This window comes from Stenotrophomonas sp. YJH_SMC_32 (genome assembly GCF_059369975.1).
In genome coordinates, this window is the sequence record NZ_JCAFTE010000003.1 from 84,356 (window position 1) to 108,629 (window position 24,274).

Annotated in this window: 25 protein-coding genes; 9 read left to right on the forward strand and 16 right to left on the reverse strand. The window is 67.5% G+C overall.

Annotated elements, in window-relative coordinates:
- Positions 1-225: 225 nt before the first annotated feature.
- Entirely contained in the window at positions 226-2,433 is a 2,208-nt protein-coding gene (locus tag AC5P7S_RS06370) for a TonB-dependent siderophore receptor (protein ID WP_095377756.1), read from the forward strand.
- Positions 2,434-2,561: 128 nt separating this feature from the next.
- On the opposite strand, the gene AC5P7S_RS06375 is transcribed toward AC5P7S_RS06370, so the two are convergent.
- Positions 2,562-2,891 (reverse strand): hypothetical protein, encoded by a 330-nt coding sequence (locus AC5P7S_RS06375; protein WP_095377755.1) that lies wholly within the window; start codon positions 2,889-2,891, stop codon positions 2,562-2,564.
- Between the two features lie 151 nt (positions 2,892-3,042).
- Between AC5P7S_RS06375 and AC5P7S_RS06380 the strand changes: the two genes are divergently transcribed.
- The gene (locus tag AC5P7S_RS06380) at positions 3,043-3,990 is read left to right on the forward strand and encodes a nucleoside hydrolase (protein WP_095377813.1); all 948 of its coding nucleotides are present in this window, start codon (positions 3,043-3,045) and stop codon (positions 3,988-3,990) included.
- Positions 3,991-3,994: 4 nt separating this feature from the next.
- Here AC5P7S_RS06380 and AC5P7S_RS06385 read toward each other — a convergent pair whose 3' ends face one another.
- The 6 genes from AC5P7S_RS06385 to AC5P7S_RS06410 form a co-directional block, all read right to left on the reverse strand.
- Complete coding sequence (locus AC5P7S_RS06385; protein WP_065186004.1) at positions 3,995-5,254, reverse strand: MFS transporter; 1,260 nt, start codon at positions 5,252-5,254, stop codon at positions 3,995-3,997.
- Between the two features lie 78 nt (positions 5,255-5,332).
- Positions 5,333-6,346 (reverse strand): hypothetical protein, encoded by a 1,014-nt coding sequence (locus AC5P7S_RS06390; protein WP_095377754.1) that lies wholly within the window; start codon positions 6,344-6,346, stop codon positions 5,333-5,335.
- Between the two features lie 84 nt (positions 6,347-6,430).
- Positions 6,431-7,786: a sensor histidine kinase gene (locus AC5P7S_RS06395; protein WP_095377753.1), complete on the reverse strand. Its 1,356-nt coding sequence runs from the start codon at positions 7,784-7,786 to the stop codon at positions 6,431-6,433.
- The gene (locus AC5P7S_RS06400; protein WP_095377752.1) at positions 7,783-8,523 is read right to left on the reverse strand and encodes a response regulator; all 741 of its coding nucleotides are present in this window, start codon (positions 8,521-8,523) and stop codon (positions 7,783-7,785) included. The genes AC5P7S_RS06395 and AC5P7S_RS06400 overlap by 4 nt, the downstream gene beginning before the upstream one ends.
- A 57-nt stretch (positions 8,524-8,580) precedes the next feature.
- Complete coding sequence (locus AC5P7S_RS06405) at positions 8,581-9,126, reverse strand: redoxin family protein (protein ID WP_095377751.1); 546 nt, start codon at positions 9,124-9,126, stop codon at positions 8,581-8,583.
- 3 nt (positions 9,127-9,129) lie between these two features.
- Positions 9,130-9,924, reverse strand: coding sequence for an alpha/beta fold hydrolase (locus AC5P7S_RS06410; protein ID WP_111127863.1), 795 nt, complete (start codon positions 9,922-9,924; stop codon positions 9,130-9,132).
- A gap of 342 nt (positions 9,925-10,266) precedes the next feature.
- Here AC5P7S_RS06410 and AC5P7S_RS06415 point away from each other — a divergent pair, with 342 nt between their 5' ends.
- The 5 genes from AC5P7S_RS06415 to AC5P7S_RS06435 all read left to right on the forward strand — a co-directional run bounded on the left by AC5P7S_RS06415 (position 10,267) and on the right by AC5P7S_RS06435 (position 13,834).
- Positions 10,267-10,911: an HvfX family Cu-binding RiPP maturation protein gene (locus tag AC5P7S_RS06415; protein ID WP_095376955.1), complete on the forward strand. Its 645-nt coding sequence runs from the start codon at positions 10,267-10,269 to the stop codon at positions 10,909-10,911.
- Between the two features lie 96 nt (positions 10,912-11,007).
- Positions 11,008-11,484, forward strand: coding sequence for an HvfA family oxazolone/thioamide-modified RiPP metallophore (locus tag AC5P7S_RS06420; protein WP_069139051.1), 477 nt, complete (start codon positions 11,008-11,010; stop codon positions 11,482-11,484).
- 56 nt (positions 11,485-11,540) lie between these two features.
- Positions 11,541-12,386, forward strand: coding sequence for an HvfB family MNIO-type RiPP peptide maturase (locus tag AC5P7S_RS06425; protein WP_095376956.1), 846 nt, complete (start codon positions 11,541-11,543; stop codon positions 12,384-12,386).
- Positions 12,379-13,113: an HvfC family RiPP maturation protein gene (locus AC5P7S_RS06430; protein ID WP_095376957.1), complete on the forward strand. Its 735-nt coding sequence runs from the start codon at positions 12,379-12,381 to the stop codon at positions 13,111-13,113. Before AC5P7S_RS06425 ends, AC5P7S_RS06430 begins: the two co-directional genes overlap by 8 nt.
- Positions 13,114-13,195: 82 nt before the next feature.
- Positions 13,196-13,834: a ferric reductase-like transmembrane domain-containing protein gene (locus AC5P7S_RS06435; protein ID WP_065178140.1), complete on the forward strand. Its 639-nt coding sequence runs from the start codon at positions 13,196-13,198 to the stop codon at positions 13,832-13,834.
- A 137-nt stretch (positions 13,835-13,971) separates the two neighbouring features.
- Here the strand turns inward: AC5P7S_RS06435 and AC5P7S_RS06440 are convergent, their stop codons facing one another.
- The 6 genes from AC5P7S_RS06440 to AC5P7S_RS06465 form a co-directional block, all read right to left on the reverse strand.
- Positions 13,972-15,108 carry a metallophosphoesterase gene (locus tag AC5P7S_RS06440; protein ID WP_065178141.1) on the reverse strand — a complete coding sequence of 379 codons (1,137 nt, stop codon included), beginning with the start codon at positions 15,106-15,108 and terminating at the stop codon, positions 13,972-13,974.
- A 102-nt stretch (positions 15,109-15,210) separates the two neighbouring features.
- Positions 15,211-16,752, reverse strand: coding sequence for a TerC family protein (locus tag AC5P7S_RS06445; RefSeq protein ID WP_095376958.1), 1,542 nt, complete (start codon positions 16,750-16,752; stop codon positions 15,211-15,213).
- A gap of 43 nt (positions 16,753-16,795) precedes the next feature.
- Positions 16,796-17,020, reverse strand: coding sequence for a helix-turn-helix domain-containing protein (locus AC5P7S_RS06450; RefSeq protein ID WP_053497620.1), 225 nt, complete (start codon positions 17,018-17,020; stop codon positions 16,796-16,798).
- Entirely contained in the window at positions 17,020-17,487 is a 468-nt protein-coding gene (locus tag AC5P7S_RS06455; RefSeq protein WP_095377070.1) for a DUF2975 domain-containing protein, read from the reverse strand. Before AC5P7S_RS06455 ends, AC5P7S_RS06450 begins: the two co-directional genes overlap by 1 nt.
- Positions 17,488-17,691: 204 nt before the next feature.
- Positions 17,692-18,273 carry an NMCC_0638 family (lipo)protein gene (locus AC5P7S_RS06460; RefSeq protein ID WP_005415652.1) on the reverse strand — a complete coding sequence of 194 codons (582 nt, stop codon included), beginning with the start codon at positions 18,271-18,273 and terminating at the stop codon, positions 17,692-17,694.
- A gap of 94 nt (positions 18,274-18,367) precedes the next feature.
- Positions 18,368-18,799, reverse strand: a complete 432-nt coding sequence (locus AC5P7S_RS06465; RefSeq protein WP_053497616.1) for a pyridoxamine 5'-phosphate oxidase family protein — start codon at positions 18,797-18,799, stop codon at positions 18,368-18,370.
- Between the two features lie 285 nt (positions 18,800-19,084).
- Between AC5P7S_RS06465 and AC5P7S_RS06470 the strand changes: the two genes are divergently transcribed.
- Positions 19,085-19,522, forward strand: a complete 438-nt coding sequence (locus tag AC5P7S_RS06470) for a hypothetical protein (protein WP_095376959.1) — start codon at positions 19,085-19,087, stop codon at positions 19,520-19,522.
- 37 nt (positions 19,523-19,559) lie between these two features.
- Complete coding sequence (locus AC5P7S_RS06475; protein WP_005415649.1) at positions 19,560-20,066, forward strand: PaaI family thioesterase; 507 nt, start codon at positions 19,560-19,562, stop codon at positions 20,064-20,066.
- A gap of 9 nt (positions 20,067-20,075) precedes the next feature.
- On the opposite strand, the gene AC5P7S_RS06480 is transcribed toward AC5P7S_RS06475, so the two are convergent.
- The 3 genes from AC5P7S_RS06480 to AC5P7S_RS06490 form a co-directional block, all read right to left on the reverse strand.
- Positions 20,076-21,818, reverse strand: a complete 1,743-nt coding sequence (locus AC5P7S_RS06480; protein ID WP_095377071.1) for a GGDEF domain-containing protein — start codon at positions 21,816-21,818, stop codon at positions 20,076-20,078.
- A gap of 162 nt (positions 21,819-21,980) precedes the next feature.
- Positions 21,981-23,006 carry an AI-2E family transporter gene (locus AC5P7S_RS06485; protein ID WP_095376960.1) on the reverse strand — a complete coding sequence of 342 codons (1,026 nt, stop codon included), beginning with the start codon at positions 23,004-23,006 and terminating at the stop codon, positions 21,981-21,983.
- Positions 23,007-23,122: 116 nt separating this feature from the next.
- Positions 23,123-24,175 (reverse strand): sensor domain-containing diguanylate cyclase, encoded by a 1,053-nt coding sequence (locus tag AC5P7S_RS06490; protein WP_095376961.1) that lies wholly within the window; start codon positions 24,173-24,175, stop codon positions 23,123-23,125.
- Positions 24,176-24,274 lie beyond the last annotated feature (99 nt).

A 24,274-nucleotide genomic window follows, 5' to 3' on the forward strand; every position in this document is an offset into this window, starting at 1 on the left:
GCCCATTGCCTGCAGCAACGGGATCCGACCCCAGCCCGCCACCGCTCTGCGCCGGGAAGCCCCTGCGCAGTGACGCGAATTGTAATGTTGTTAAGAATTATTTACATTTGCACCCTGCGCAGTGATCGCGCCGCTCCAGATGGACCTGACCGTGCCCGAAGCCGCCGCCCCGGGTGCTGGACGACTGTTGCCGCCCTTCCCCCGTTTCCAAGCCTCGAGCCCACCATGCCCCTGCCTGTCCGTAACCGCCTGCCCCGCCGCGCGCTGCTGCCGGCTGCCCTGCTTTCGTCGCTGACCCTGCTGACCACGCCCGCCGCGTTCGCCGCCACCGATGCCGCCGGCGACGCCAAGACCCTGGACCGGGTCAGCGTCCGGGCCGAGCAGTCCGCTCCGCCGGCCAGCACCACGCGCCTGCCGATCACCCTGCAGGAAACCCCGCAGTCGGCCACCGCGATCAGCCTGCAGCGCCTGCAGGACGAATCACTGTTCAGCATCAACGATGTGATGCGCAACGTGACCGGCGTCAGCGTGTCCTTCTATGACACGCAGCGCCCGCTGTACTACGCGCGCGGCTTCGCCATCACCGACTTCCAGGTCGACGGCATCCCCACCTACAGCGGCTCCACCAACCAGGAATACGACACCGCCTTCTACGACCGCATCGAAGTGATCCGCGGTGCCAACGGCCTGCTCAGCGGCGCCGGCGTGCCGTCGGCCACGGTCAACCTGCTGCGCAAGCGCCCCGGCAAGGAATTCGACGCGTCATTCGCGGTGAGCGCCGGTAGCTGGGACTACCGCCGCATGGAAGCCGACGTCACCGCGCCGCTGACCGATGACGGCCGTTTCCGCAGCCGCGTGGTCGCCGCTTACACCGAGCGCGGGCTGTACTACGACCGTTACGACGAGAACAAGATGGCCGGCATGGCGGTGCTGGAAGGCGATGTCACCGACAGCACCACCCTCACCCTCGGCTACCAGACCCAGGACAACAACCCGACCGGTTCGACCTGGGGCACCGTGCCGTTCTTCGACAGCCAGGGCAATTTCGCCCATCTGCCGCGCTCGACCAACCTGTCGCCGAAGTGGAGCTACTGGAAGCGCGAGAGCAACACCGCCTTCGCCAACCTGGAACAGCGCTTCGGCGACAACTGGCTGCTGAAGATCAACACCGCCTACACCCGCGGCAACGTGCAGAACGTGCGCCTGTACGGCACCGGCAACCCGGACCCGGTGACCGGCTCGGGCATCTTCCTGCGTGCGGCCGCCGGTGATTCGAAAGACACCCGCCGCAATGTCGATGCTTACCTGACCGGCAACTTCCCGCTGTTCGGCCGCGACCACGACCTCACGGTCGGTGCCCAGTGGTCGGATCTGGAAGGGACCACGAACACCGTGGCGCTGAACTTCCCGAGCGACTGGGCAACGTGTGTCAGCGCCACGGGTGCACGCGAGCGCTGCTACTACATCCCCAACGTATACAGCTGGAACGGCGATATCTCCGAGGTGACCTACCGCCGCACCGGCGCGCGCCGCGTGGCCAAGACCACGCAGAGTGGCGTCTATCTGGCCACCCGCCTGCACCTGGCCGATCCGCTGTCGCTGATCGCCGGTGCACGCCTGAGCCGGTGGGAAACCCTCACCCGCTCCTACAACGCCGCCGGCGCCTATACCGGCACCAGCGGTGCGTACAAGGTGAGCGATGAAGTCACTCCGTACGTGGGCCTGGTCTACGAGATCACCCCGAACGTGTCGGCCTATGCCAGCTACACCGAGATCTTCAATCCGCAGAACTACAAGGACCGCAACGAGAACCTGCTGGCGCCGGTGCAGGGCTCGAACCTGGAAGCGGGCATCAAGACGCAGTGGTTCGATGGCCGCCTGACCGCAAATGCCGCTGTGTTCGAGGCCAAGCAGGACAACTACGCGGTGCGTGACATGGGCGTGCCGGAGGGTTCGCTCAGCGACGGCAGCTCGGCCTACATCGGCGTCAACGGTACCAAGGCGCGTGGCTGGGAGATGGATATCAACGGCGAAATCCTGCCGGGCTGGACGGTCAATGCCGGCTACACCCACGTCAAGGTCACCCGCGCCGCCACCGACCTGCTGTACGCCAACCCGCCCAAGGACCTGCTGCAGCTCAACACGCAACTGCAGCTGCGCGGTGCGCTGGAACGCCTGAGCATCGGCGGTGGCCTGCAGTGGCAGAGCAAGGTGCAGGGCTACAACATCGCCTACCCGCTGGGCGGCACGGTGACCGTGAACCAGCCGGCGTACATGCTGGTGCAATTCAATGCCAACTACCGCATCAGCGACAGCTGGACTGCAACGCTGAGCGTGCGCAACGCGCTGGACAAGACTTACTGGGCCAACCTGGACTACAACAACTACGGCGAGCCGCGCTTCGTGTCGGCCAGCCTGCGCTGGAAGTTCTGAGGCAGGCAGGGGTTGCCGGGCTGTGCCCGGTATCTTGTAGCGTGGAGCCATGCTCGACTGCTTTCCTGCTCAGGCACGGCGGCGTTGAAGCGAAGAGCAGTCGAGCATGGCTCGACGCTACAGGGACCTCAATCGCCGCAGCTGCCGCCGTCCCCCCCGCCGCCATCACTGCTGCAGTCGGAGCTGCTGTGGCTGTGATGGCTGTGGTTGTCATCTGAGTAGCCACCTGAGCTGTCGTAGCTTGCGCCGCCATCCCCCCGGCTGCCCGAGCCATCGGCCGTAGCCACCGCCATGCACAGGATGGCGCCGACCAGCGGCAGCAGCCAGACCAGCAGCAGCTGCACCGTCCGGCCACCCGCCGACAGTCCATCACGCCTGACGATCACCACGGTGGCCACCACGTTCAAGCCCAGCACCAGCAGGACCAGCAGGACCAGCAGAAGGGCAACGATCAGCATTCGGCGACACCATGCCTGGACTGGGGGCATTATGGCCTGCCACCCCGGCAATGGCCCTGCCTGTCATGAAGATGGGACAATGTGGGGGCGTGCCGGCCTGCCCCTGGCCGCCGGCGCCCCTCGCACCACACGGAAGAAGAAGAACAACAACATGCTGAAAGTCATTTTCGATACCGACCCGGGCGTCGACGACGCCCTGGCCCTGCTTTACCTGCACAAGCACGCCCAGATCGACCTGATCGGTGTCACCACCACCTTCGGCAATGCCTCGGTGGAGTCGACCACGCACAACGCGCTGTACCTGAAGCAGGCCTGGGGCTTCGCCGCCCCGGTCGCGCGCGGTGCCGATGGCCCGCTGCAGCCGGAAGCCACCCCGGAAGCGTGGCCGGTGCACATCCACGGCCACAACGGCCTGGGCAACCACCCGGTGCCGGCCAGCCTGGACGTGGCCGCCGATGCCCGCCCGGCCCATCAGCTGATCATCGATCTGGTCCGCGCCCATCCGGGCGAAGTGACCCTGGTCGCGGTCGGCCGCATGACCAACCTGGCCCTGGCCCTGCAGCAGGCCCCGGACATCGCCGGCCTGGTACGCGGCGTGGTGATCATGGGCGGCGCCTTCCACGTCAACGGCAACATCACCCCGGCCGCCGAGGCCAATATCTGGGGCGATGCCGAAGCCGCCGACGTGGTGTTCACCGCCAGCTGGCCAGTCACCGCGATCGGCCTGGACGTGACCACCCGCGTGGAAATGGACCGTGACGGCCTGGATAAGCTGGCCACCATCGGCGGTGCCGACGCCGAGCTGGTCCGTGCGCTGTCGCAGGATTACGTCGACTTCTACCTGCAGGCCGGCCACAAGGGCATGGTCGTGCATGACTGCTGCGCATGCATCGCGCTGACCCGCCCGGAACTGTTCCAGTTCGAGCGCGCCAGCGTGCGTGTGGCCACGGACGGCGTTGCCCGCGGCATGACCATTCCCAAGCCGGAAGGCCTGGCATTCGGCCCCAGCGTGTGGGACGGCCACGTGGTGCAGTCGATTGCCATCGGTGTGGATGCGGCCGCGGTACTGGCCGACATCGCGCAGACCCTGAAGGTCTGACCGTCTAGCGCCTGGCCCTGCCCGGGACCGTCTCGGGCAGGGTCCACAGCACCGGCAGCACCAGCACCGCCACCAGCGCGATCATCGCGCCCGGCGCCGCCGCCCAGCCGCTGCGCTCCACCCACCATTGCGCCAGCCATGGCGTTGCCCCGCCGAAGAAGGCAGTGGCCATTGTTACTCCCAGTGCCAGGCCGCTGACCCGGCCTTCGCCTGGGAACTGCTCAGCCGTGGCCGGGGCCGCCACCGCGCTTACACCACCGGCCACGCAGGCCAGCAGCACCGCCGCCAGCACGATGCCCAGCGCCGTCGCCTGTGCCATCCACGCAAACAGGGACAGCGGCAGCAGCGCTGCCAGCACGGTCAGGCCCAACAACACCGGACGTCGTCCGATGCGGTCCGACAATGCGCCACACAGGGGCGTGATCGCAATCACTGCCACCGCCGCGATCGTCGACAGCCACAGTGCGTCACCCTCATCGTGGCCCTGCGCGTGCAGGAATGCAGGCACATAGGTGATGCCCACGTAGTAAGTGATCGATCCCAGCGCCGAAATCGCGAACGTGCGCGCCACCGCCAACGGATGATGCTGCAGCACATGCCGCAGTGGTGTGGCGGGAATGCTGCCTTCGCGGCGCTGGCGCTCGAACTCCGGCGACTCGTGCATGCCCGAACGCGCAATCAGGATCACCAGCGCAAGCGCGGCGCCGACGAGGAACGGAATCCGCCAGCCCCAACGGTCCAGCTGCGCGGTGGGCAGCAGCGCGACGGTAAGTGCAGAGATCGCCACCGCCAGCAGTGCGCCCACTTCGCTGGCCGCCGAAGCCAATGACGTAACCAGGCCGCGTCGGCGCGCCGGTGCGCTTTCCAGCAGGTACGCCACCACGCCGGTATATTCGCCGCCCACCGAGAACGCCATCACGCAGCGCAGCACCAGCAGCAGCACGCCGGCCGTGGCGCCTGCGGTGGCCGCGGTCGGCAGCAGCGCAGTGGCCAGCATTGCCGCTGCCATCAACGCCATCGACGCGAGCAACATCCAGCGTCGGCCGAGCCGGTCACCCAGGTGACCAAAGCACAGCGCGCCCAGCGGACGCATCAGGTAGGACACCGCGAAGCCAGCCAAGGTCACCAGCAACGCCTGCTCGCCACCGCCGAAGAACACCCGCGACAGCACCGTGGCGAAGTACAGGTACAGGGTGAAGTCGTACCACTCCACCACCGTGGACAGGCCCGCCACCCACATCGAGCGCTGCCGCGCCGCAGTCATTGCGTGTTCGCCTTCAACAGCCTCGGTCCCGGTTGGGCAGGTTCCGCGCAGCGTGGCATGGACGGGGTGAAATGCCGGTCATCGGCTATCGGCTGCCTGCATGTACTGGGTTTCATGGCCGGTGAAACGTTCGCCGTCAAAGCCGAAGCAGAAGCGTCCTTGCTCGAACGCGCGGTAGACCAGCAGCGCACCGTCGAGGCAGAACTGCTGCTGGTCCACGCCCGTTTCCAGTGTCCCGTATCCGGTTGCATCACCGCCCTTCCCTGCCGGCCCGGTGAAGGCATCGAACGGCAGTGGCGTCGCCCTGCCTGTGCGGGTATCGACCAGTACCAGCGTGCGCTGGAAGTACTCGGGTCGATCATCGACCTGTACCAGCAGATAGTACTGGTTGAAATTGGATTTCCGACGCTGGAGGGCATCTTCGATGGCTGCGCGGTGCCGCGCATCGCAGAAGTCGACCGGGCTGTAGCGGTAGCTGCAATCGTCGTGATCGTAGGGCAGGTTCATGCCGGAATAGCTGATGCTTCCCTCGCTGTCCACGTCGTGGCCCAGTTCCGGGGTGCTGCACAGCAGCCACGAACGCTGCGCATCCTCCGGGTCGGCCAGCAGCTTCGGCTCGCGCCCTTCCTCGTAGGCCGCACCACCCGGGAAGTACTTCCCGAAACGCTGGCGGACGATGGGACGTGCCTTCTCCAGCGGCAGGCCGATCCTGGCCCCACGGAACGAAACGAACGTCATCGTCGGCAGGATCACTTCCTCCACCGGCAGCCCCTTCCATTGCCCCTGCACGCAGAACGTGGCGATCTCGTTCTCCCCGTCTTCCTTGCAGGGTTTCGGTGCGTTCGCCGCCAACCAGGGATGGGCCGGGCGCCCGGTCTGCTGATCGATGTACCAGCCGTCCAGCGCGCAGGTCGGCAAGGCATCGAGTAGTGGAGAGAGGTCTGCTGCGGTGGCCGGGGCGGCAAGCGGTGGACCCGCTGTGGGTGCCACGGTCGACGCGTCCGGTGTGCGCTGGCAGGCCGCCAGCGCGAGTAGACCGAACAGCAGCGCGACGTGGCGCGGACGCCGGATTGAATGCTGCGTTCCCTGCATTGCGTGTTTCCTGGTTTCGACACTCCCTGCAGATGATCGCCGATCCCGGGGCCGTGCAGGATTGCCGCGGATCCCCCATCGGGGTCAGAGCCCTTTGCCACCGGCCAAGGGATCCGACCCCGCCCGTTGCCCCGGCAGCTGCAGTTCCGCCCGCAGGCCGCCACCCTCGCGGTTGTGCAACCGCAGCGAGCCACCCAGCGACTGCGCCAGCTGCACCGCGATGGCCAGTCCCAGGCCGGTCCCTCCGGTATCGCGGTTGCGCGAGCTTTCCAGCCGGTGGAACGGCGCCAGCACTGCCTGAAGCTGGTCCTCGGGAATGCCGGGGCCACGGTCGGAAATGCTGATCCACACCCTTCCGGCCTCATCGCGGCCCGCCTCGATCTCGGCGGCGCCGGCGTAGCGCAATGCGTTGTCGACCAGATTGCCGACCACCCGGCGCAGCGGCTGCGGCCAGGTCTGCACGACCAGCCCAGCGGGCGCACCACCCATGACCGGCTTTCCCATGTCCTCGTAATCGCCGACCATACTGGCCAGGAACGCGCCCAGGTCCATCGACACCGGCGCGCCACTGGCGACGTGGCTGCTGCGCGCATAGGCCACGCCCTCACGCACCAGTTGACCCAGGTGGTCGAGGTCGGCCAGCAGCCGCTGCTGGGTGCTGTCTTCAGGCAGGGTCTCCACCCGAAGCTTCATGCGCGTGATGGGGGTCTGCAGGTCATGCGAGATCGCGGCCAGGATCTGCAGGCGCTCACTGACATGGCCACGAATGCGTGCCTGCAGTGCATTGAGTGCAGCCGCCGCGCCGCCCACTTCCGCAGGGCCATCTTCAGGCAGTGCAGGCCCGTCCTTGCCCGGCTGCAGATGCTCGACCGCATGCGACAGCTGCTGCAGCGGCCGCAGGGCCAGGCGCACCGCCAACCACGCGCACACCAGCAGCAGCGCCAGCTGCACCAGCAGCACGGCGGGCAGCCAACGTGCCAGCGGCAGGCCCGACGGAGTGACTTCAATGGTCAAGGGTGTGCCGTCGTGCAGGCGCAGTTCCACCTCGAACCGCTCCGGCAGGCGAGCCACCTGGCGCGCCTGCAACGGATAGCGGTGCTGCAGGCTGTCGTCGATGATCGCCGTGACCTGGCGCGCACGATCGGTCTGCAGCCCCGGCCCGGGCTCGGCTGGACGCAACAGGTAGCGGTAGGTGCGTCGTTCCAACCGTGGTACCCAGGCATCGCGCTGGTCTGCGGGCAGGTGCTCCAGCAGTGCGACACTCACCGCCACATCCTCGTCGAGGTTGCGCAGCATCATGCTGCGGGTGGACTGGTAGCGTTCGAAAAAGAGCAAGCCGAAGGACAGCCCGTGGGCCAGGGTGAGTCCGCCCAGCAGGACCAGCAGCAGCCGCGCCGACAGCGTGCGCGGCCAGCGTGGACGGCGTGCGCCGGTGCTCATTCGTCCGGCCCCAGCAACTGCACCGGCACGCTGAACACATAGCCTTCGCTGCGCACGGTCTTGATGTAAGTCGGCTCGCGCGCGTCGTCACCCAGTCGCTGGCGCACGCGGCTGACCAGCAGGTCAATCGAGCGATCGAACAGTTCTGCATCGCGGCCCTGGGTGAGGCTGAGCAGCTGGTCGCGGCTGAGCACCCGATTGGCGTGGTCGAGGAACACGCGCAACAGGCGGAACTCGGCGCCGCTGAGCGGATACGCGGTCCCCTGTGCGTCCAGCAGGTGGCGCGCGGTGGTATCCAGGCGCCACTCGCCGAAGGCGAGCTGGCGCCCGGCCTCGCTCACCTGCAGGTTCGGCGGCAGCATCTGCGTGCGACGGATCACCGCATTGATGCGTGCCAGCAGCTCGCGCGAAGAAAAGGGCTTGGTCACGTAGTCGTCAGCGCCCATTTCCAGGCCGATGATGCGATCGGTTTCGTCATCGCGGGCGGTCAGCAGCACCACCGGCACCGCACGATGCTTGCCGGCGCGCAGGTTGCGGCACAGGCTCAGGCCGTCCTCGCCCGGCATCATCACGTCCAGCACCACCAGATCCACCGCATGGGTATCCATCAGCGCGCGCATGGCCCGGCCACCGTCGGCCTGGCTCACGCGCAGGCCGTTGCGCTGCAGGTAGTCGGCCAGCATCTGGCGGATCTCGCTGTCATCGTCGACGACCAGGATGTGCGGTACATGGTTCATTGCGTTCTCGATGAAGACGGAGGTCAGGGCCGCGCGGCGCGGCCATGGTAGCGCGGCTCAAGGGCTGGCCAGCAGGCGCTGGATCTCGCTTTCGGTACGTGCGTAGTCGCCCTCGCCGTAATGGCGGTAGACCACCCGTCCCTGCCGGTCGAGCAGGTACAGCGCGGGCCAGAAGCGGTTGCCCCAGGCGTTCCAGATCCGGTACTGGTTGTCCTGCACCACCGGCCAGGTGATATCCAACCGCGCGATGGCCTTGCGCACGTTGCCGGGCAACCCTTCATGGGCGAATTCCGGCGTATGCACGCCGATCACCTTCAGGCCCTGCGGCGCGTAGCGTGCATGCCACTGGTGGACATACGGCGCCACGTTGAGGCAGTTGCTGCAGGTGTAGGTCCAGAACTCGACCAGCACCACCTGTCCCCGCAACTGCTTCAGTGTGAGCGGTGGGCTGTTGTGCCAGGGCCCGCCACCGTCGAACCCGGTGGCGGGAACGGCCTGTGCCGGCCGCGCATCGGCCTCCGGGCTGGGCCATGCCAGCAACAACACCGCTCCGCCCAGCAGGCCCAGCAGCAGCGGCAGTGCGTACCCTCGCAGTGCGGCCATCGCTCAGCCCCCCTGCTCGGCCAGCGGCAGCTCCACCGGCTTCACCCCCGCCGCTTCCAGGATGCTGTCGGCCACCTGCGCCGGATGCGAAAGCAGCGACACATGGCTGCTGCCGATCGATTGCAGCTGAGCACCGATGCGACGTGCGGTCGCGGCCTGCAGCTGTGGCGACAGCATGCGGTCATCACGGCTGAGCACGTACCAGCTCGGCTTGCTGCGCCAGGCCGCCACGTTCACCACCTCGCCCAGCGCGCTGGCCTTCAACGGGACCTGCGTGCTGTACAGCAGTGCGGCCGACTTTTTCATCACGTCCGGGGCGAAGTCCTGGGCGATGGCATCGGCCGGCAAGGTCAGGTAGCCATCCCTCTCCTGCAGCCGGGCCAGGCCCGGCCCGACCGGGAAGCCTTCGCCCTGTTGCGCCGAAGACTGCCCTGCATCCGGTGCGAAGGCCGCCACGTACACCAGCGCCTGCACCTTCGGGTCATTGCCCGCTTCGGTGATGACCGTGCCACCCCAGCTGTGGCCGACCAGCACCACCTTGCCAGGCGCGGCGGCAATCGCGCGGCGGGTGGCCGCCACATCGTCGGCCAGTGAGGTGAGCGGGTTCTGCACCGCCACCGCCGGCACCTTCCAGTCGTGCAGCGTGGTGAGGACCTTGCTCCAGCTGGAGCCATCGGCGAAGGCGCCGTGCACCAGGATGACGGTGGGCGGTGCAGCGGTATCGACCTGGGTAGCGAAGGCGGGGGCGGCAGCGCCGGCCAGGGCGAGAGCGGCGGCAAGCAAGGAGGTACGGATCATGGGTGTCACTCCGGTGTTGGGAGTGGCCATTTCCGCCTGCCGATGTATCGGCGCTGTTTCTCCGTGGCGCGGAGTTGTACCGGACTGTAGGGCGCAGGCGGGTTTCTACACTGGGATACATTTGCGCGACGGGCCAGGCCGGCTACTACCGGCCGGACATCGTTCCCCGCCCGCGTGCGCACAACGCCCCGATGTGCATCCACGCATCGTCTTTGTATCGGACTGTACGAAACCCCGGTCGCGGCCACAGTCGCTGACAAAACCCCGGGCAACGGCACACGTTGCCGATACCTGCACCGCCTGGAATGGCCCCCATCGACCACTGGCCCGCAGGACACCACCATGATCAGCACCGCCTCTTCCGTGTATACCCCCCGCCTGGACGCCGTCGGCCGCTGGCTGTCGCCATTGGCGCTGCGCACCCTGCTGGCCTGGGAGTTCTTTGAGTCCGGCCGCGAGAAGCTGGGCGGCCAGAACTGGTTCTCCGACCTGGAAGGTCGATTCCCGTTCCCGTTCTCCACCCTGCCCGCATCGTTGAACTGGCAGCTGGCCACCTGGCTGGAACTGGTGGGTGCGGTGATGCTGCTGCTCGGCCTGGCCACGCGCTCGGTGGCCTACGTCTTCTGGGTGTTGACGGTGGTCGCCATCGCCGCCGTGCACTGGCCCGACCAGTGGAACGGCCTGGGTGAACTCTGGCAGGGCTACGCGATCACCGACCAGGGCTACGGCAACTTCAAGCTGCCGCTGCTGTTCCTGGCCATGCTGCTGCCATTGATCCTCAACGGCGGTGGCGCGCTCAGCGTGGACCGGCTGCTGGCCGGCCCACAGCATGCCCCCGTCGGCAATGACGGCCTGGGCTGGGGCGTCAGCCTGATCGCCCTGTTGCTGCCGGTTGCCGCGCTGTTGCCCGGCGTCGGCTTCGGCGGCGCCCTGCTCGGTGGCGTGCTGCTGCTGGGTCATCTGCTGCGACGCCGCCGCACCGCCTGAGCCGCTTCCCCCTGTTCCCGAGTGTTTCCCTTTCCGTCGCCTTTTCGGCGGCGTCCACCCCGCACGCGTCGCGTGCATTCCCAAGGAGTCACCACCATGTCCGTCTCGACCAAGAACACCCCCTCTTCCCGTCTGCCGCGCATCGGTGCCATCGGCATCGCCCTGGCCGGTGGCCTGCTGCTGGCCGGCCAGGCCGCTGCGATCCAGCCGCTGGCGATCAGCGCGGTGGCCATGAGCGCCGCCGCCGAAGGCAAGTGCGGCGAAGGCAAGTGCGGGGCCAACAAGGCCACCACCGGCAAGCCCGCCGGCAAGGCCAAGGTGGCCGAGGGCCAGTGTGGCGAAGGCAAGTGCGGCGACGCCTCGTTTGCCCGCACCGACCGTGACCACGACGGCAAGGTCTCGCGCGCCGAGTTCAACGCGGTGGCCGCCAAGCGTGCCGCCGAGTTCGACCGCATCGACACCGACCACGACGGCTACATCAGCGAGCAGGAAGCACACGACTACCTGCGCAGCGTCTACACCGCCAACGGCAAGCCGATGCCGAAGGGCCTGTTCTCCCGCGTTGCCGATTGATCGACGTTCAACCGGCGCCGCCTTCAAGGCGGCGCCCTCTCTCTGGAGCATCCGCCATGTCCCTGCCCCTGCCCTCCAATGCCGCCGGTCTTGGCCTGCGCCGTGGCCTGATCGACGAGCTGCTGGCAATGCCGGCCGGCGCCATCGACTTCCTCGAAGTCTCCCCCGACAACTGGATCGGCGTCGGCGGTGCACACGGCGCCGCGCTGCGCCAACTCAGCGAGCGCCACCCCTTGACCTGCCACGGCCTGTCGCTGTCGCTGGGCGGTCCTGATCCGCTGGACCTCCCCCTGCTGGCACAGACCCGTGCCTTCCTCGACCTGCACCAGGTGCAGCTGTACAGCGAACACCTGAGCTACTGCGCCGCCGGTGGCCATGTCTATGACCTGCTGCCGCTGCCGTTCACCGCCGAGGCCGTACGCCATGTCGCCGGCCGCATCGCCCAGGTACAGGACATGCTGGGCCGACGCATCGCCGTGGAGAACATCTCCTACTACGCCGTTGCCGGCGCGGACATGAGCGAGATCGACTTCATCAACGCCGTGCTCACCGAAGCCGACTGCGACCTGCTGCTGGACGTCAACAACGTTTTCGTCAACGCCTGCAACAACGGTTACGACGCCTTCGAATTCCTGGCCCGCGTGCAGCCCCACCGCATCGCCTCGTTGCACGTAGCGGGCCACTTCGATGAAAACGATGGCTTCAAGATCGATACCCACGGTGCGCCGGTGAAAGGCGTGGTCTGGGCGTTGTTGCGCGAGGCCTATGCGCGGGTCGGCGTGCGCCCTACGCTGCTCGAACGCGACTTCAACTTTCCGCCGCTGGCAGAGTTGCTGGCCGAGGTCGCGCAGATCCGCCAGGCGCAAGCCGAGGCACGCTGGCCCGAGGTGGCCCATGGCTGAGTCGCTGGCTACCCTGCAACGGCGCTGGGCCGATCATGTGCGCGACCCAGCAATGGCCGCACCCGACAGCGTCGAGGCGGGCAGGCTGGCGGTATACCGCCGCCTGTGCATCGACAGCCTGGACGCCCTGCTGGCCGGCAGCCTGCCGCGCCTGCAACAGCAGTTGGGCACGCCACACTGGCGCGACACAGTGGAGCACTACTACGCCCACCACGCCTGCCAGACCCCGTTGTTCCCACAGATCGCCGGCGAGTTCACGGCCTGGCTGGCAGTGCAGGACGCGCTGGCACTCCCGGCCTGGGCAGCGGAACTTGCGCACTACGAGAGCACGCTGCAGTCGCTGCACATTGAAGCGCGTGACGCCGGGCAGTCGCTGCACAGCGTTCCCGAGGGCAGCGATGTGCTGGCGGTTTCGCCGCTGGTGCGGGTGCTGGGCTACCAATGGCCGGTGCATGAGGACGAGGCCCTGGAGCCGGTGCCGAGCGCTGCGCCCACGCTGCTGCTGATCCGGCGCCTCGCCGATTTCAGCCTGCAGGTCGAGCAACTGTCGCCGCTGGCCTACGCGCTGCTATCGATCTTTGGTGAAGACGGCGCGGCTGTGGAAGCAGCACTCCGGGTGCTGTCCGGGGCACATGGCGTGGCAACGGACGCATTGCGCGCGGCCTGCGCGCCCGTACTGGGCGAGCTGTGTGCGGCGAGCGTGCTGGTTGTGCCGAACGACTGTTGAGGGTGCCGGCCAGCGGCCGGCGCTACCCACTCATCGCCCGGGCAGCGGCCGGTGCTCCCCATTCCTGCTTCGAGGTCTCACCATGCCTGCTTCCAACACTTCCTTCCTGCACGGCTGGCGCCTGTTTGTGGCCATGGCCGTGGTCCTGATCGCATTCGCGCTGGCGGCCTTCGCCCTGTATCCCGATGCAGCCGAAGGCAGCCGTGCGGCGATACGGGTCACTGCACGTACATCGTTCCTGCTGTTCCTGGCGGCGTTCACCGCATCGTCGTTCGCCAGTCTTCTGCCCGGCCCATTCACCCGGTTCCTGCTGCGCGAACGGCGCACCGTCGGTTTGTCCTTCGCCTTTTCGCACCTGCTGCATGCCATCGCCATCACCAGTTTCGGCATCCTCAACCCGGCGTTCTGGCCAGCACGATCCGCGCTGGCCAATCTCCCGGGCACGGTGGGCTACATCGCCATCGTGGCGCTGGCCATCACCTCGCATCGGGGGATCGCCCGCCGCATGGGCCCCACCGCTTGGCGTCGCCTGCACCTGACCGGCATGTGGATCATCGCGGCGGTGTTCACCTACTCGTACTTCAAGCGCGTGCCAGGCAACTTCTGGTATGCGGTGCCGTCGGCACTGCTGTTCACCGCCTTCGTGGTGCGCTGGATAGCCAAGCGGGCGCAGTCACTGCGGCGCAATGCGCATGCGCGGCCGCCGCTGCGGAGTTCTTGAGGAGGCGGTTACTTGTAGAGCCGAGCCCATGCTCGGCTGCCTCTCTGGTTCAGCCGAGCATGGGCTCGGCTCTACAGAGGGATCCCAGCGCGATAGGCAGCGAACTCCCTGCGCAAAGGAACCTGCCCCACTTCAGGTCACGGCGCGCGGCGCAATGTCACCAGGGTGATCTCCGACGGCACGCCGATGCGCGCCGGGAAACCGGCCCAGAGGCCCGCACCGTTGCCCACGTACAGCGTCATCCCATCCACGTCATAGCGGCCGGAGACAAAACCGCCATTGGCGCGCTTCACCAGCTGGTCCATGCCGATGATCTGCCCACCGTGAGTGTGCCCGGACAGCTGCAGCTTCACCCCACGCGCCGCCGCCTCGCGTGCATTGCGCGGGCGATGATCGAGCAGGATCACCGGCGCGGACGGATCGGCACCCTCCAGTGCAGCCTGGAGATCCGGCAGCGGCAGGCCGTAGCGTGCCGCCACCGGGTCGGTGACACCGGCGATGGTGAGCGCCGCATCGCCGCGTCGTACCTGCAAATGACTGTTCTCCAGCACCTGCATGTGCAGCGCGCGGAACGCCTGCATCCATGCCTGGTACTGCGCGTAATACTCGTGGTTGCCGGTAATGGCAACGACACCGTCCGGCGCCCGCAGATCGGCCAGAGGACGCGCGTCGTCGCGACGGGCCTCGACACTGCCGTCGATCAGATCACCGGTGATCACGATCAGGTCCGGCTTCAGCGCGTTGCCCTGGTCTACCACCCTGCGCACCCAGTCACCTGTAAGCAGGCGGCTGGCATGGATGTCGGTCAGCTGCAGCACGCGATAGCCGTCGAACGCCGCTGGCAGCCCGGCAATGCTCACCTCGATCTGCCGCGGCTGGGGCACTGCCATGCCCTGGCTGACACCATAGCCACTGACCAGCAGGGCCAGCACGCCGGCCGCCGGCCGCAGCTGCGGTGCACGCAGGGCCGATACCATGCGCGGCCAACGCAGCAGGCGCGAAACCAGCAGGCCGGCGTCCAGTACCAGCATCACCAATGCCAGCAGCAGTACCGCCGTGGAGCCGGTGGCCAGCGTGGCGATGGCCAGTTTCGGAATTTCCGGCGACGCCATCGTGCCCCAAAAGGTCGCCACGATGCGCAGCTGCACGGCCACAGCCACCATCAGCAGCGACAGCACGACCTTCAACCCGATGGGCATGCGCAGCGGCCAGAACAGGCGCCAGGCCACATACAGGCCCATCAACAAACCGATCGTACTCAGCACTGCAACCATCCATGACAGAAAGCGGGCCCGCCATGGTGACGGCTGCGGGCCATGCTGTGTAGAGCCGAGCCATACTCGGCTGCATCCCCGAAGCCCAGCATGGGCTCGGCTCTACAACGGCTGGTCGAGGTGTTCCACCCGCAGGCGGGCAATGCGGCGCTTCTCCATCGCCAGCACGGTGATGCGCACACCCGCCACCTCCACCGCATCGCCGGTGTCCGGCAGCCGGCCCAGCTGCTCCAGCACCAGCCCGGAGATGGTCATGTAGTCGGCACTGCGTGGCAGCGATACGCCGGTCAGCCGCTGCAGGTCGTCCAGGGTCAGCGCACCGTCGGCCTCCCACTGGTCCTCGCCCTGCGCGACCACGCCATAGCGCTCGTCCTGGGTATCGACCAGATCGCCGGCAATCGCCGCCAGCAGATCGTTGGCGGTCACCAGGCCTTCCACGCTGCCGTACTCATCCACCGCCACCGCCAGCGGTACCGGATGCTGGCGGATCAGTTCCAGCGCCTGCAGCGCACTGGCGCTGGACAGCACGTACTGCGGCTCGCGCAGGTTGCCTTCCAGCTGCAGCGGCCTGCCCTGCAGCAGGTCAGCCAGCAGGTCGCGGCTCTGCACCACGCCACGCAGGCTGTCCAGGTCACCATCGCCCACCAGCAGCCGGGTGTGTGGCGATGCCACCAGGCGGGCCACCACATCCTCCTGGCCCCGCGCCAGGTCGATCCACTGCACATCGGCGCGCACGGTCATTACGCTCGACACCGGACGGTCAGCCAGGCCGAGCACGCTACGGATCATCTCGTGCTCGGCCGGCTGCAGGCGCTCTTCGGCATCTACCGGCTCGTCCACGCCGTCATCGGAATGGCCGTTGGCCGGGCGCGCCCCGAGCATGCGCAGCACCGCATCAGCGGTGCGCTGGCGGAACGGCTGGCGGCGCTCGTTGCGCTCACGATTGAAACGCACCCACTGGTTGAACGCCTCGACCAGGATCGAGAAGGCGATCGCGGCGTACAGGTAGCCCTTCGGGATCTTGTAGCCCAGGCCCTCGGCCACCAGGCTGAAACCGATCATCAGCAGGAAGCCCAGGCACAGCACCACCACGGTGGGATGCTTGTTGACGAAGCGGGTCAACGGCTTGCTCGCCAGCAGCATCAGCGCCATCGCGATGGTGACGGCGGCATACATCACGCCCAGGTTGTCGACCATGCCGACCGCGGTGATCACCGAGTCCAGCGAGAACACCGCATCGAGCACCACGATCTGCGCCACCACTATTGCGAAGCTGGCGTAGACCTTCTTGCCGTCTTCGTGGTGCGCGCGGCCTTCCAGCCGTTCGTGCAGCTCCATGGTGCCCTTGAACAGCAGGAACAGGCCACCGCCCAGCAGGATCAGGTCACGCCCGGAGAAGCTGTGCTCGAACAGCGTAAGCAGCGGCGCGGTCAGTTTCATGATCCAGGCCAGCGCCGCCAGCAGCACCAGCCGCATCAGCAGGGCCAGTGCCAGGCCGATCACCCGCGCGCGGTCGCGCTGGTGGGGCGGAAGCTTGTCGGCAAGGATCGCGATGAACACCAGGTTGTCGATGCCGAGCACGATCTCAAGCACGACCAGGGTTGCAAGGCCCATCCAAATCGAGGGGTCAGCCAACCATTCCATTTCAGGTCCGTTTCGTCAGTGGGTAAGGGAGAAGAAGAAACACTCAGTCTGCGTCCTGCGCCCGCGCCGGGTCGTACCCGAGCAGGTCGCCAGGCGTGCATTGCAGCTCCCGGCAGATCGCATCCAGCGTGGAAAAGCGGATGGCGCGCGCCTTGCCGGTCTTCAGGATCGACAGGTTCGCCAGGGTGATGTCGATGCGACCGGCCAGCTCGGACAGGGTCATGCCCCGTTCCTGCAGCACGCGGTCCAGGGTGATGACGATTGCCATCAGATGACACCGTCGAGGTCATCGCGCATCGCCGCGCCCACGGCGAAGACGCGTGCCAGCACGAACAGCATCAGCACCGCCACCAGCCCGGTGATCGACATGCCGCCGCCCACCTCCATCCAGCTGAAGTCCGGGCCCATCCAGGCCGCGTAGGCGCCGATCAGGATCGACAGCAGCTCCATCGCCAGCATCAGCCACGCCATGCGTTGCAGGCGCTGCGCATTGGCGTGGGTGAACGGCCTTTCGCGCGCCGCCGATTTCAGCAGCCGCAGCAGATGGCGCAGGAACAGCAGGCACAGCACCAGCAGCGCGACGATCACAGCCAGCCCCAGGCAGAAGTGCAGGAACAGGGCGTTGCCGTGCGCAGCAGCGGCAGCGGCATCGTGGACGCTGTCGAGCAGCCAGCGACGGTCGTGCGCGACCAGGGGCACGGCCAGCAGTGAGGCCAGGATGCCCAGCCAGCACATCGCCCGGACGGCCTGGACGGCGGCCTGGGCCAGGGTGAACAAGCCTCGCGCGGATCTGGCGCGGGCGGGACGAGCGGTCAAGCGGCCTCCGGCATTGGGGCGGCCTCGCCGCCCCGGGGTGTATTTATCGATAAACGATATATCACAACCAGCGTGAAAGGCTGAATCGCGGGCATGGGCAGCCTGCGCGGCGCGGGGCCAGCGTTACCGACTGGGTGCAGCCTGCTCCAGCATCGCTTCGCCCGGCGTCACCGAGGCCATCGCCTGCACGCCGGCCTCGGCGGCCTGCCGCGTGACCAGCCGGAAACGCACCTGCAGCTTGGCCTGCCCGGGCGTGGCCCAGCCGTACTGGATCGCCACCTGGTCCGCCGACAACGGCCCACGGCCTGGCAGCGAGCGCGCCTGCAACGGCGTCGGCGCCGCCTGCACCAACCGGGCAAAGCCCTTCTGCACGACCGCCGCGTCGGCCTTTTCGGCGTAGACCGTGCACGTGCCATCGTCAGCCCAGCTGACTGCATAGCGGCCGCTGGCCAGCGGCACCATCCAGGCCACGCCCGACTGCCCCTGCAGCAACGTTGCCGCCTCGGCAGGCTGCAGCGGTGACAGCCCGTTGGATTCCATCAACGACTGCAACCGCGCTGGCGCGCCGATGTGCTGCATGCAAGCGGTATCGAACAACTCACTGAAAGGGTCCTGCGCCTGTGCGCTGGCCTTGGGTGCACGCGCAGGCTGCGCCGCCGCCAGGGCAGGCAGCAGGGCCAGGATCAGCCAGGAGGCAGGGCGCATTGGAACTCCACGGTACGGAACGCAGCGGGGAGGATGGCAAAGCCCGGGCGTGGCGTGCAACGGCCGCGTTGCCGCCGGCCTCCCCGCACCGGGATCAGGCTGTGATTTCGCCCTCGTCTTCGCCATCCCAGTAGTGGATGCGGCTGGCGCGCACATGGATCAGTACCAGTCCTGGTGTATCCACTCCCTGTTCGAACCACCGCTCCAGGTCCTTCACCCAGTGCTCGCGCATCGTGGCCCGATCGCGCACCAGCGCTGCCCTTCCCTGCACGTGCACGAACAGCGGCGGCTTGCCCAGCAGCGACTTGCTGCCGGAGAAACCCAGTGCGACGGCAGGGTCAGCCTCGATCTCGCGCACCATGTCGGTGTCTTCCATGGTGAAGAACCAGCTGTCACCGTCATAGTCCACGTCACCGTTGTTGCTCATGGGGCGACCGGCAATTTCTCCACCGGCGTGGGTCTGCAGCATCGTGAAATCGATGCCGGCCATTTTCTTGGCAAGTTCTGGGAGGGTGAGCTGGGTCACGGCGCGGTCCTTGATCGGAGGGACGCCCAGCGTCTGCGCAGAGCGGTGACCGGAAAGTGGATGAGCACTTGCGGCCTCTTCACGGGAAACGAGATACGGCGCATGGTCCGTGCGTGACGCACTCCACACCACCATACCCACGTTAAAAGCAGATGGAGGAACGCCCCTGCGAAGCACCACAGCCGGCTAACAGGGGGCTGCCGGAGAATCGCGCAACCCCGTGGCACGACCGGCATGGCAGCCGGCATGCGCGCGGCGACTCCTTCGCAACCGCATGGCCTCCACATGGATCTGTTCGCCTGGCTCGCGTTCGGCTGCTACCTGTTGGCGTTCTTCATTGTCTCGGTGTTTGCTGCGGCCTATCTGAAACGTTCCGACTTCATGCCCTACCACGCGCAGGCCGTGGGCATGTCGTGGGCGGAGATCGAACCGCGCATGCAGATGCTGCTGATGGCACTCATCCGCGTAGTCGGCGCCGGGTGGATCGCACTGGCCGGTGCCGGCGTGATGCTGGCCTGCCTGATCTTCTTCGGGGGTCACTTCGCACTGCCGCAGCTGCTGGCGTTCCAACTGTTCTGCCTGGTCGCCACGCTGCCGCCGGTCCTGGTCGCTTCGGGTGTGCGAAGACGCACCGGTGCACGTACACCGGTGCCCGCTGGCGCCGCAGTGGTGCTGCTGTCCGTCATTGGATTCGTACTGGCCCTGTTGTCGCTACCGCGGTGAGTTCCCTTTCTCTCCCCTCCCCCCACGAGGCTCCACGATGAATCCCGAATCGATCTTCTACAGCGTGGTCAACGGTGATCTTCCACGTTCCCAGGCCGGCACCCTGCTCGGCTGGCGCTTCGTCGGCTATGACGATGCACTGCGTCGCATCCAGGTCGAGTTCGACGCCGGGACGGTGCTCACCAACCCAATGGGCAACGTGCAGGGCGGATTCCTGTCAGCGATGCTGGACGACTGCATGGGACCGGCGATCTACGCCACCCTGCCAGCCAACCGCATCGCGGTCACGGTGGAATCCAAGACCAGTTTCGTCAACCCGGCGCGGCCGGGGCGGATCATCGGCTGGGGCGAAGTCGAGCACAGCAAGGGCAGCATCGCCTTCACCCGTGGCTGGCTGACTGACCCGGCCGGCAAGGTACTGGCCACCGCCAGCGCCACCTTCCGGGTGGGTGCGCTGCGCTGGCGCGGGTTCTCGGTGCCGCGTCCCATCGCGCGACGGATGATCGCGCGCACGCTGCGCCGCGTGCATGCGCGGATCGGCTGATGCGTGTCCTCAACGTGCGTTGCGGCCGCCGCCGGACACCCGCACGCGGTCGCGGCCCTGCGCCTTGGCCTGGTACATGGCCGCGTCGGCGGCACGCAGCAGGGTGCGCCAGCCCAGCGCATCGGTGCCCCCCTCGGCTACGCCGAAGCTTGCAGTGACCCGCAGCACCTTGCCACCGACCAGGGCGATGTCCAGCCGCTGCAGCGCAACGCGCAGCGATTCAGCCAACTGGCGGCCACCGGCCAGGTCGCCGTCGGCCAGCAGCACCAGGAATTCCTCGCCACCGTAGCGGGCAATGCGGTCGCTGCGGCGCAGGTGGCGCTGCAGCAGCTGTGCCACCTGCACCAGCACCTCGTCACCGGCATCATGCCCGTGGCCGTCGTTGATCGCCTTGAAGCGGTCCACGTCCAGCAGGATCACCACCGCACTGTTGCCGCCGTCGGCATGACGCTGCTGCACCAACTCGTCCAGCGCGCGCCGGTTCAACAGCCCGGTCAGCTCATCGGTGCCGGCCAGCTGGCGCAGCTCGCTGGTCAACGCCGAGCGCTCGCGCGACTTCTCGCGCAGCACTTCGATGGCATCGAACAGGCGCTGCATCTCGGCCAGCGGGTGGGTCACATGCTGCTCCGGGCCGGGCGCTTCCGAGGCGATCTGGATGACCTGCTTCTGCGCCTGCAGCAGCGGCCGCAGGATCTGCAGATGGGCGATGAGCAGCGCCACGCCCAGCACCACCAGCGTGCCCAGCACCGTCGCCACCAGCACCACCAGGCGCGTCGCTTCGCGGTTGCGGGTGCGCTCGAAACGGGCGATGGACACGCTCAGGTAACCATCACGCAGCGCTTCCAGCGACCGCAGGGTCGGTACGTAGCGCGTGGTGAACTCGGCGGCGGTCCACGGCGGCGGTACGCCCCGCCGGCCATCTTCGATCAGCTGTTCGATCATCGGCAGCGATTCGCCGAAGAACTGGCGGCGTGCCATGTCCCAATGCCAGGACAGCGTCGGATCGCTGCGGAACACGGCTTCATGGCTGCCTGCCAGCCGCCACAGCTCCAGCAGGCGGCCTTCGGTCTGCAATGCCGCCCGCACCTGTTCGTCACGCCAGGCCCCCGGTACCGCCACTGGCGCCATCACGTTCGAGGCCAGGCGGCCGCCATGCTCGCGCAGGTCGATCAGCACCTGGCCCTGCATTGCCGGGATCGCCGCTTCGCGGTCGGCACTGACCAGCACGCCGATCTGCGTCGAGGTCAACACGTGCAGGCGATCGACCACGGCGAACATGCTGCTGATCGCGCGCTCCACGTCTTCCACCCGGCGCGCGTCGTGCGGCTGTGCCGCCACCTGGTCCACTGCGGCCCGCCCCGACTGCAGGCGACGTTGCACGTCGGCCAACAGCCCATGTTCGCCGACCACGCCGGGATCGGCCTTGAACACGGTGTCCAGTTGCAGCAGGGCGGTGTCGACCCGCTTGCGCGCAACCGCCAGCTGCGCGGCCAGCCGGGCCTGTTCGGCCGCATCGGCCGTATTGGCTCCCAGCAGGCTGTTGGCGGGGCCGCGCTCGGCCGACACCCGGTTGGCCAGATCGAAGGTCTGCTGCAGCCGGCGCAGGCTGACCAGGTTGTCCTCGGCGGCGGTGAAGCGCAGCGTGCCCTGCACCAGTGCGATGGCCATCAGCGGCAGCGTACAGACTACGAACAGCCCGGCCAGGATCCAGACCCAGGTCCGCAATCCGATGGGCGACGCCTTGCGGGCCATGCACATTTCCCCTGTCGTGCGGAACACTGTAGCGGCCGCCTGCACAGGCGCCAAGCCGCTAACGGGCCAACCGTGGCCGTGGGTACACCGTGCGCGCCGCGAACGCACCGACAAGGCCGCGCGGACGCTCGAATCGGGACAAATACGTCATGCCCCGCCGCGTCAGATCCAGCGCTGGTCGACCAGTTCGCGCTTCACGTAGGCATAGAACACCGGCGCGGCGACCAGGCCCGGCAGGCCGAAGGCCGCCTCCATCACCAGCATGGCCAGCAGCAGCTCCCAGGCCCGCGCCTGGATTTCGCCACCCACAATGCGCGCGTTGAGGAAGTACTCCAGCTTGTGGATCACGATCAGGTACAGCAGCGCCGCCACCGCCACGTAGAACGAGACCGACAGTGCGACGATGGTGATGATCGTGTTGGAGATGATGTTGCCCACCACCGGCAGCAGGCCGGCCAGGAAGGTGATCAGCACCAGGGTCTTGGACAGCGGCAGGTGCACGCCGAACAACGGCAGCACGCCCAGCAGGAAGATCGCGGTGAACACGGTGTTGAGCAGCGAGATCTTCACCTGCGCGAACACCACCTGACGGAACGCGGTGGCCAGGCGGCTGGTGCGCCCGACCAGCTCCTGCGCCAGCGGACCCAGCTTCGGCAGCGGCAGTTCGTCATACAGTGCGATCATCGCACCCAGCACCATGCCGATCAGTACGCGCACACCCACCTGGACCACCGAGGTACCGGCCACGCCCAGCTGGCGCTGATGCTCGGCGGCCCAGTCGTTCAGCGCCGCGCGCAGCGCTGGCATGTCTTCGGGAATGTAGGGTTGCAGCAGCGCCGGCACCTGGTGCCGCGAGGTGTTGAGGATCTCCATCAGGCGCGCCAGCAAAGCGTCCGGGCCACCGGTCTCGTTGCGGAAGAACGAGGCCACGCCGATCCCGGCCAGCACCAGCGCGCTGATGATGATCGCCGACAGCACGATCACTGCGATCGCCCGTGCGCGTCCCGGCGGCAGCCTGCCTTCCACGGTGGAGGCCAGCAGGTGGGTCAGCTGGAACACCAGCAGGCCGGACAGCAGGGTGACCACCAGGCCCAGTTTCAGCGCCAGCCACATGCCCAGCAGCATCATCAGCCATGCCGCGATCCTTGGGATGGGGGGCTTGGGCTGGGCAACGAGAGCGTCTTGCATGGGAGCGCGTCCGGGCGGGGTGGCCCATGGTAGAGGATTGGCGTGCTGATTCCGCGTGCAGGATGAATGGGCATTTCATCCGCGTTCGGCGGCAGCCGTGCCGTCCCCACGCGCGCTCACTCGCCGTAGCTGGCGGTGTTCTTGCCCTGGCGCTTGGCGTGGTACAGCGCGCGGTCGGCCAGTGCCAACCAGTCCTCGACACTGCCGCCACGCGGCGTGGCCGCAATGCCGATACTGACACTGAATTCCACCCCCGGCGTGGCCTGCCGCGCAGCCTCGAGCAGGTGCAGGCGCACCCGCTCGGCCACGTGCATCGCATCGACGGGCGCGCAGTCGCGCAGCAGCACGACGAACTCATCGCCCCCCAGCCGCGCGGGCGTATCACCTGGGCGGGCAACGGTGCGCAATGTCGCCGCGATTTGCCGCAGCACCTCGTCACCGGCGCGGTGGCCGTGCGAGTCATTGATGCGCTTGAAGTCGTCCACATCGAGCATCAGCAGGCAGGCAAAGCCGCCCTGGCCCTGTGCCCGGTCCAGCGCCTGCTGCGCACGCAGGATCAGGAAGCCGCGGTTGGCCAGCTCGACCAGCGGGTCCATCCGGCTGAGACGCTGCAGCTGGCGGTTCTGCGATTTGACCCGGCGCGCCAGCTGCCAGCTGAGAATGCTCAGGCCGATGCCATACACGAACAGGAACGGGACACTCAGCATGATCGTGCGCTGCGAGGTGACCGGCTGGTAAGGGAAGCCGAGCGCCCACCAGGTGAGCGCAAAGCCCACCAGCAGGGCCAGCGTGGCGCGCATCGCCAGGCGAACGCCACCGGCAGCGATCTTGTCGGCCACCAGCAGTGCGGCGAACAGTGCACTGGGCACCGCGCTCAATGCCATGAAGGCGATCCAGCCACCGCCGAACAAGGAGTCGGCCACCATGCAGCGGAACTGGACGAGCGCGGGCTGGCCGGAGCGCTGGGTCAGCTTCAATGCCAGCGCAGGCCACGCCAGCGCGTTGAGCAGCAGCAGGGCCCATGCCAGCGGCCCATCGTGGCGCTCGAGGATGATCGAAGCGATGGGGATCGCCCCCAGCCCATTGCCGACGAAACGCATCCAGCCGATGCGACGTGCCGCGCCAATGCCTTCGACCGCGCCTTCCGCCGAATCGGTAAAGAATGGCATTGCCCCCCCCCTCTGCGCGATCGCACCCGCTGCTACGGCCCTTGCCGGGCCGCCTGCGATGAGTCTGACAGCTTTGCGTCAATTCGGGATCAAGGTCGC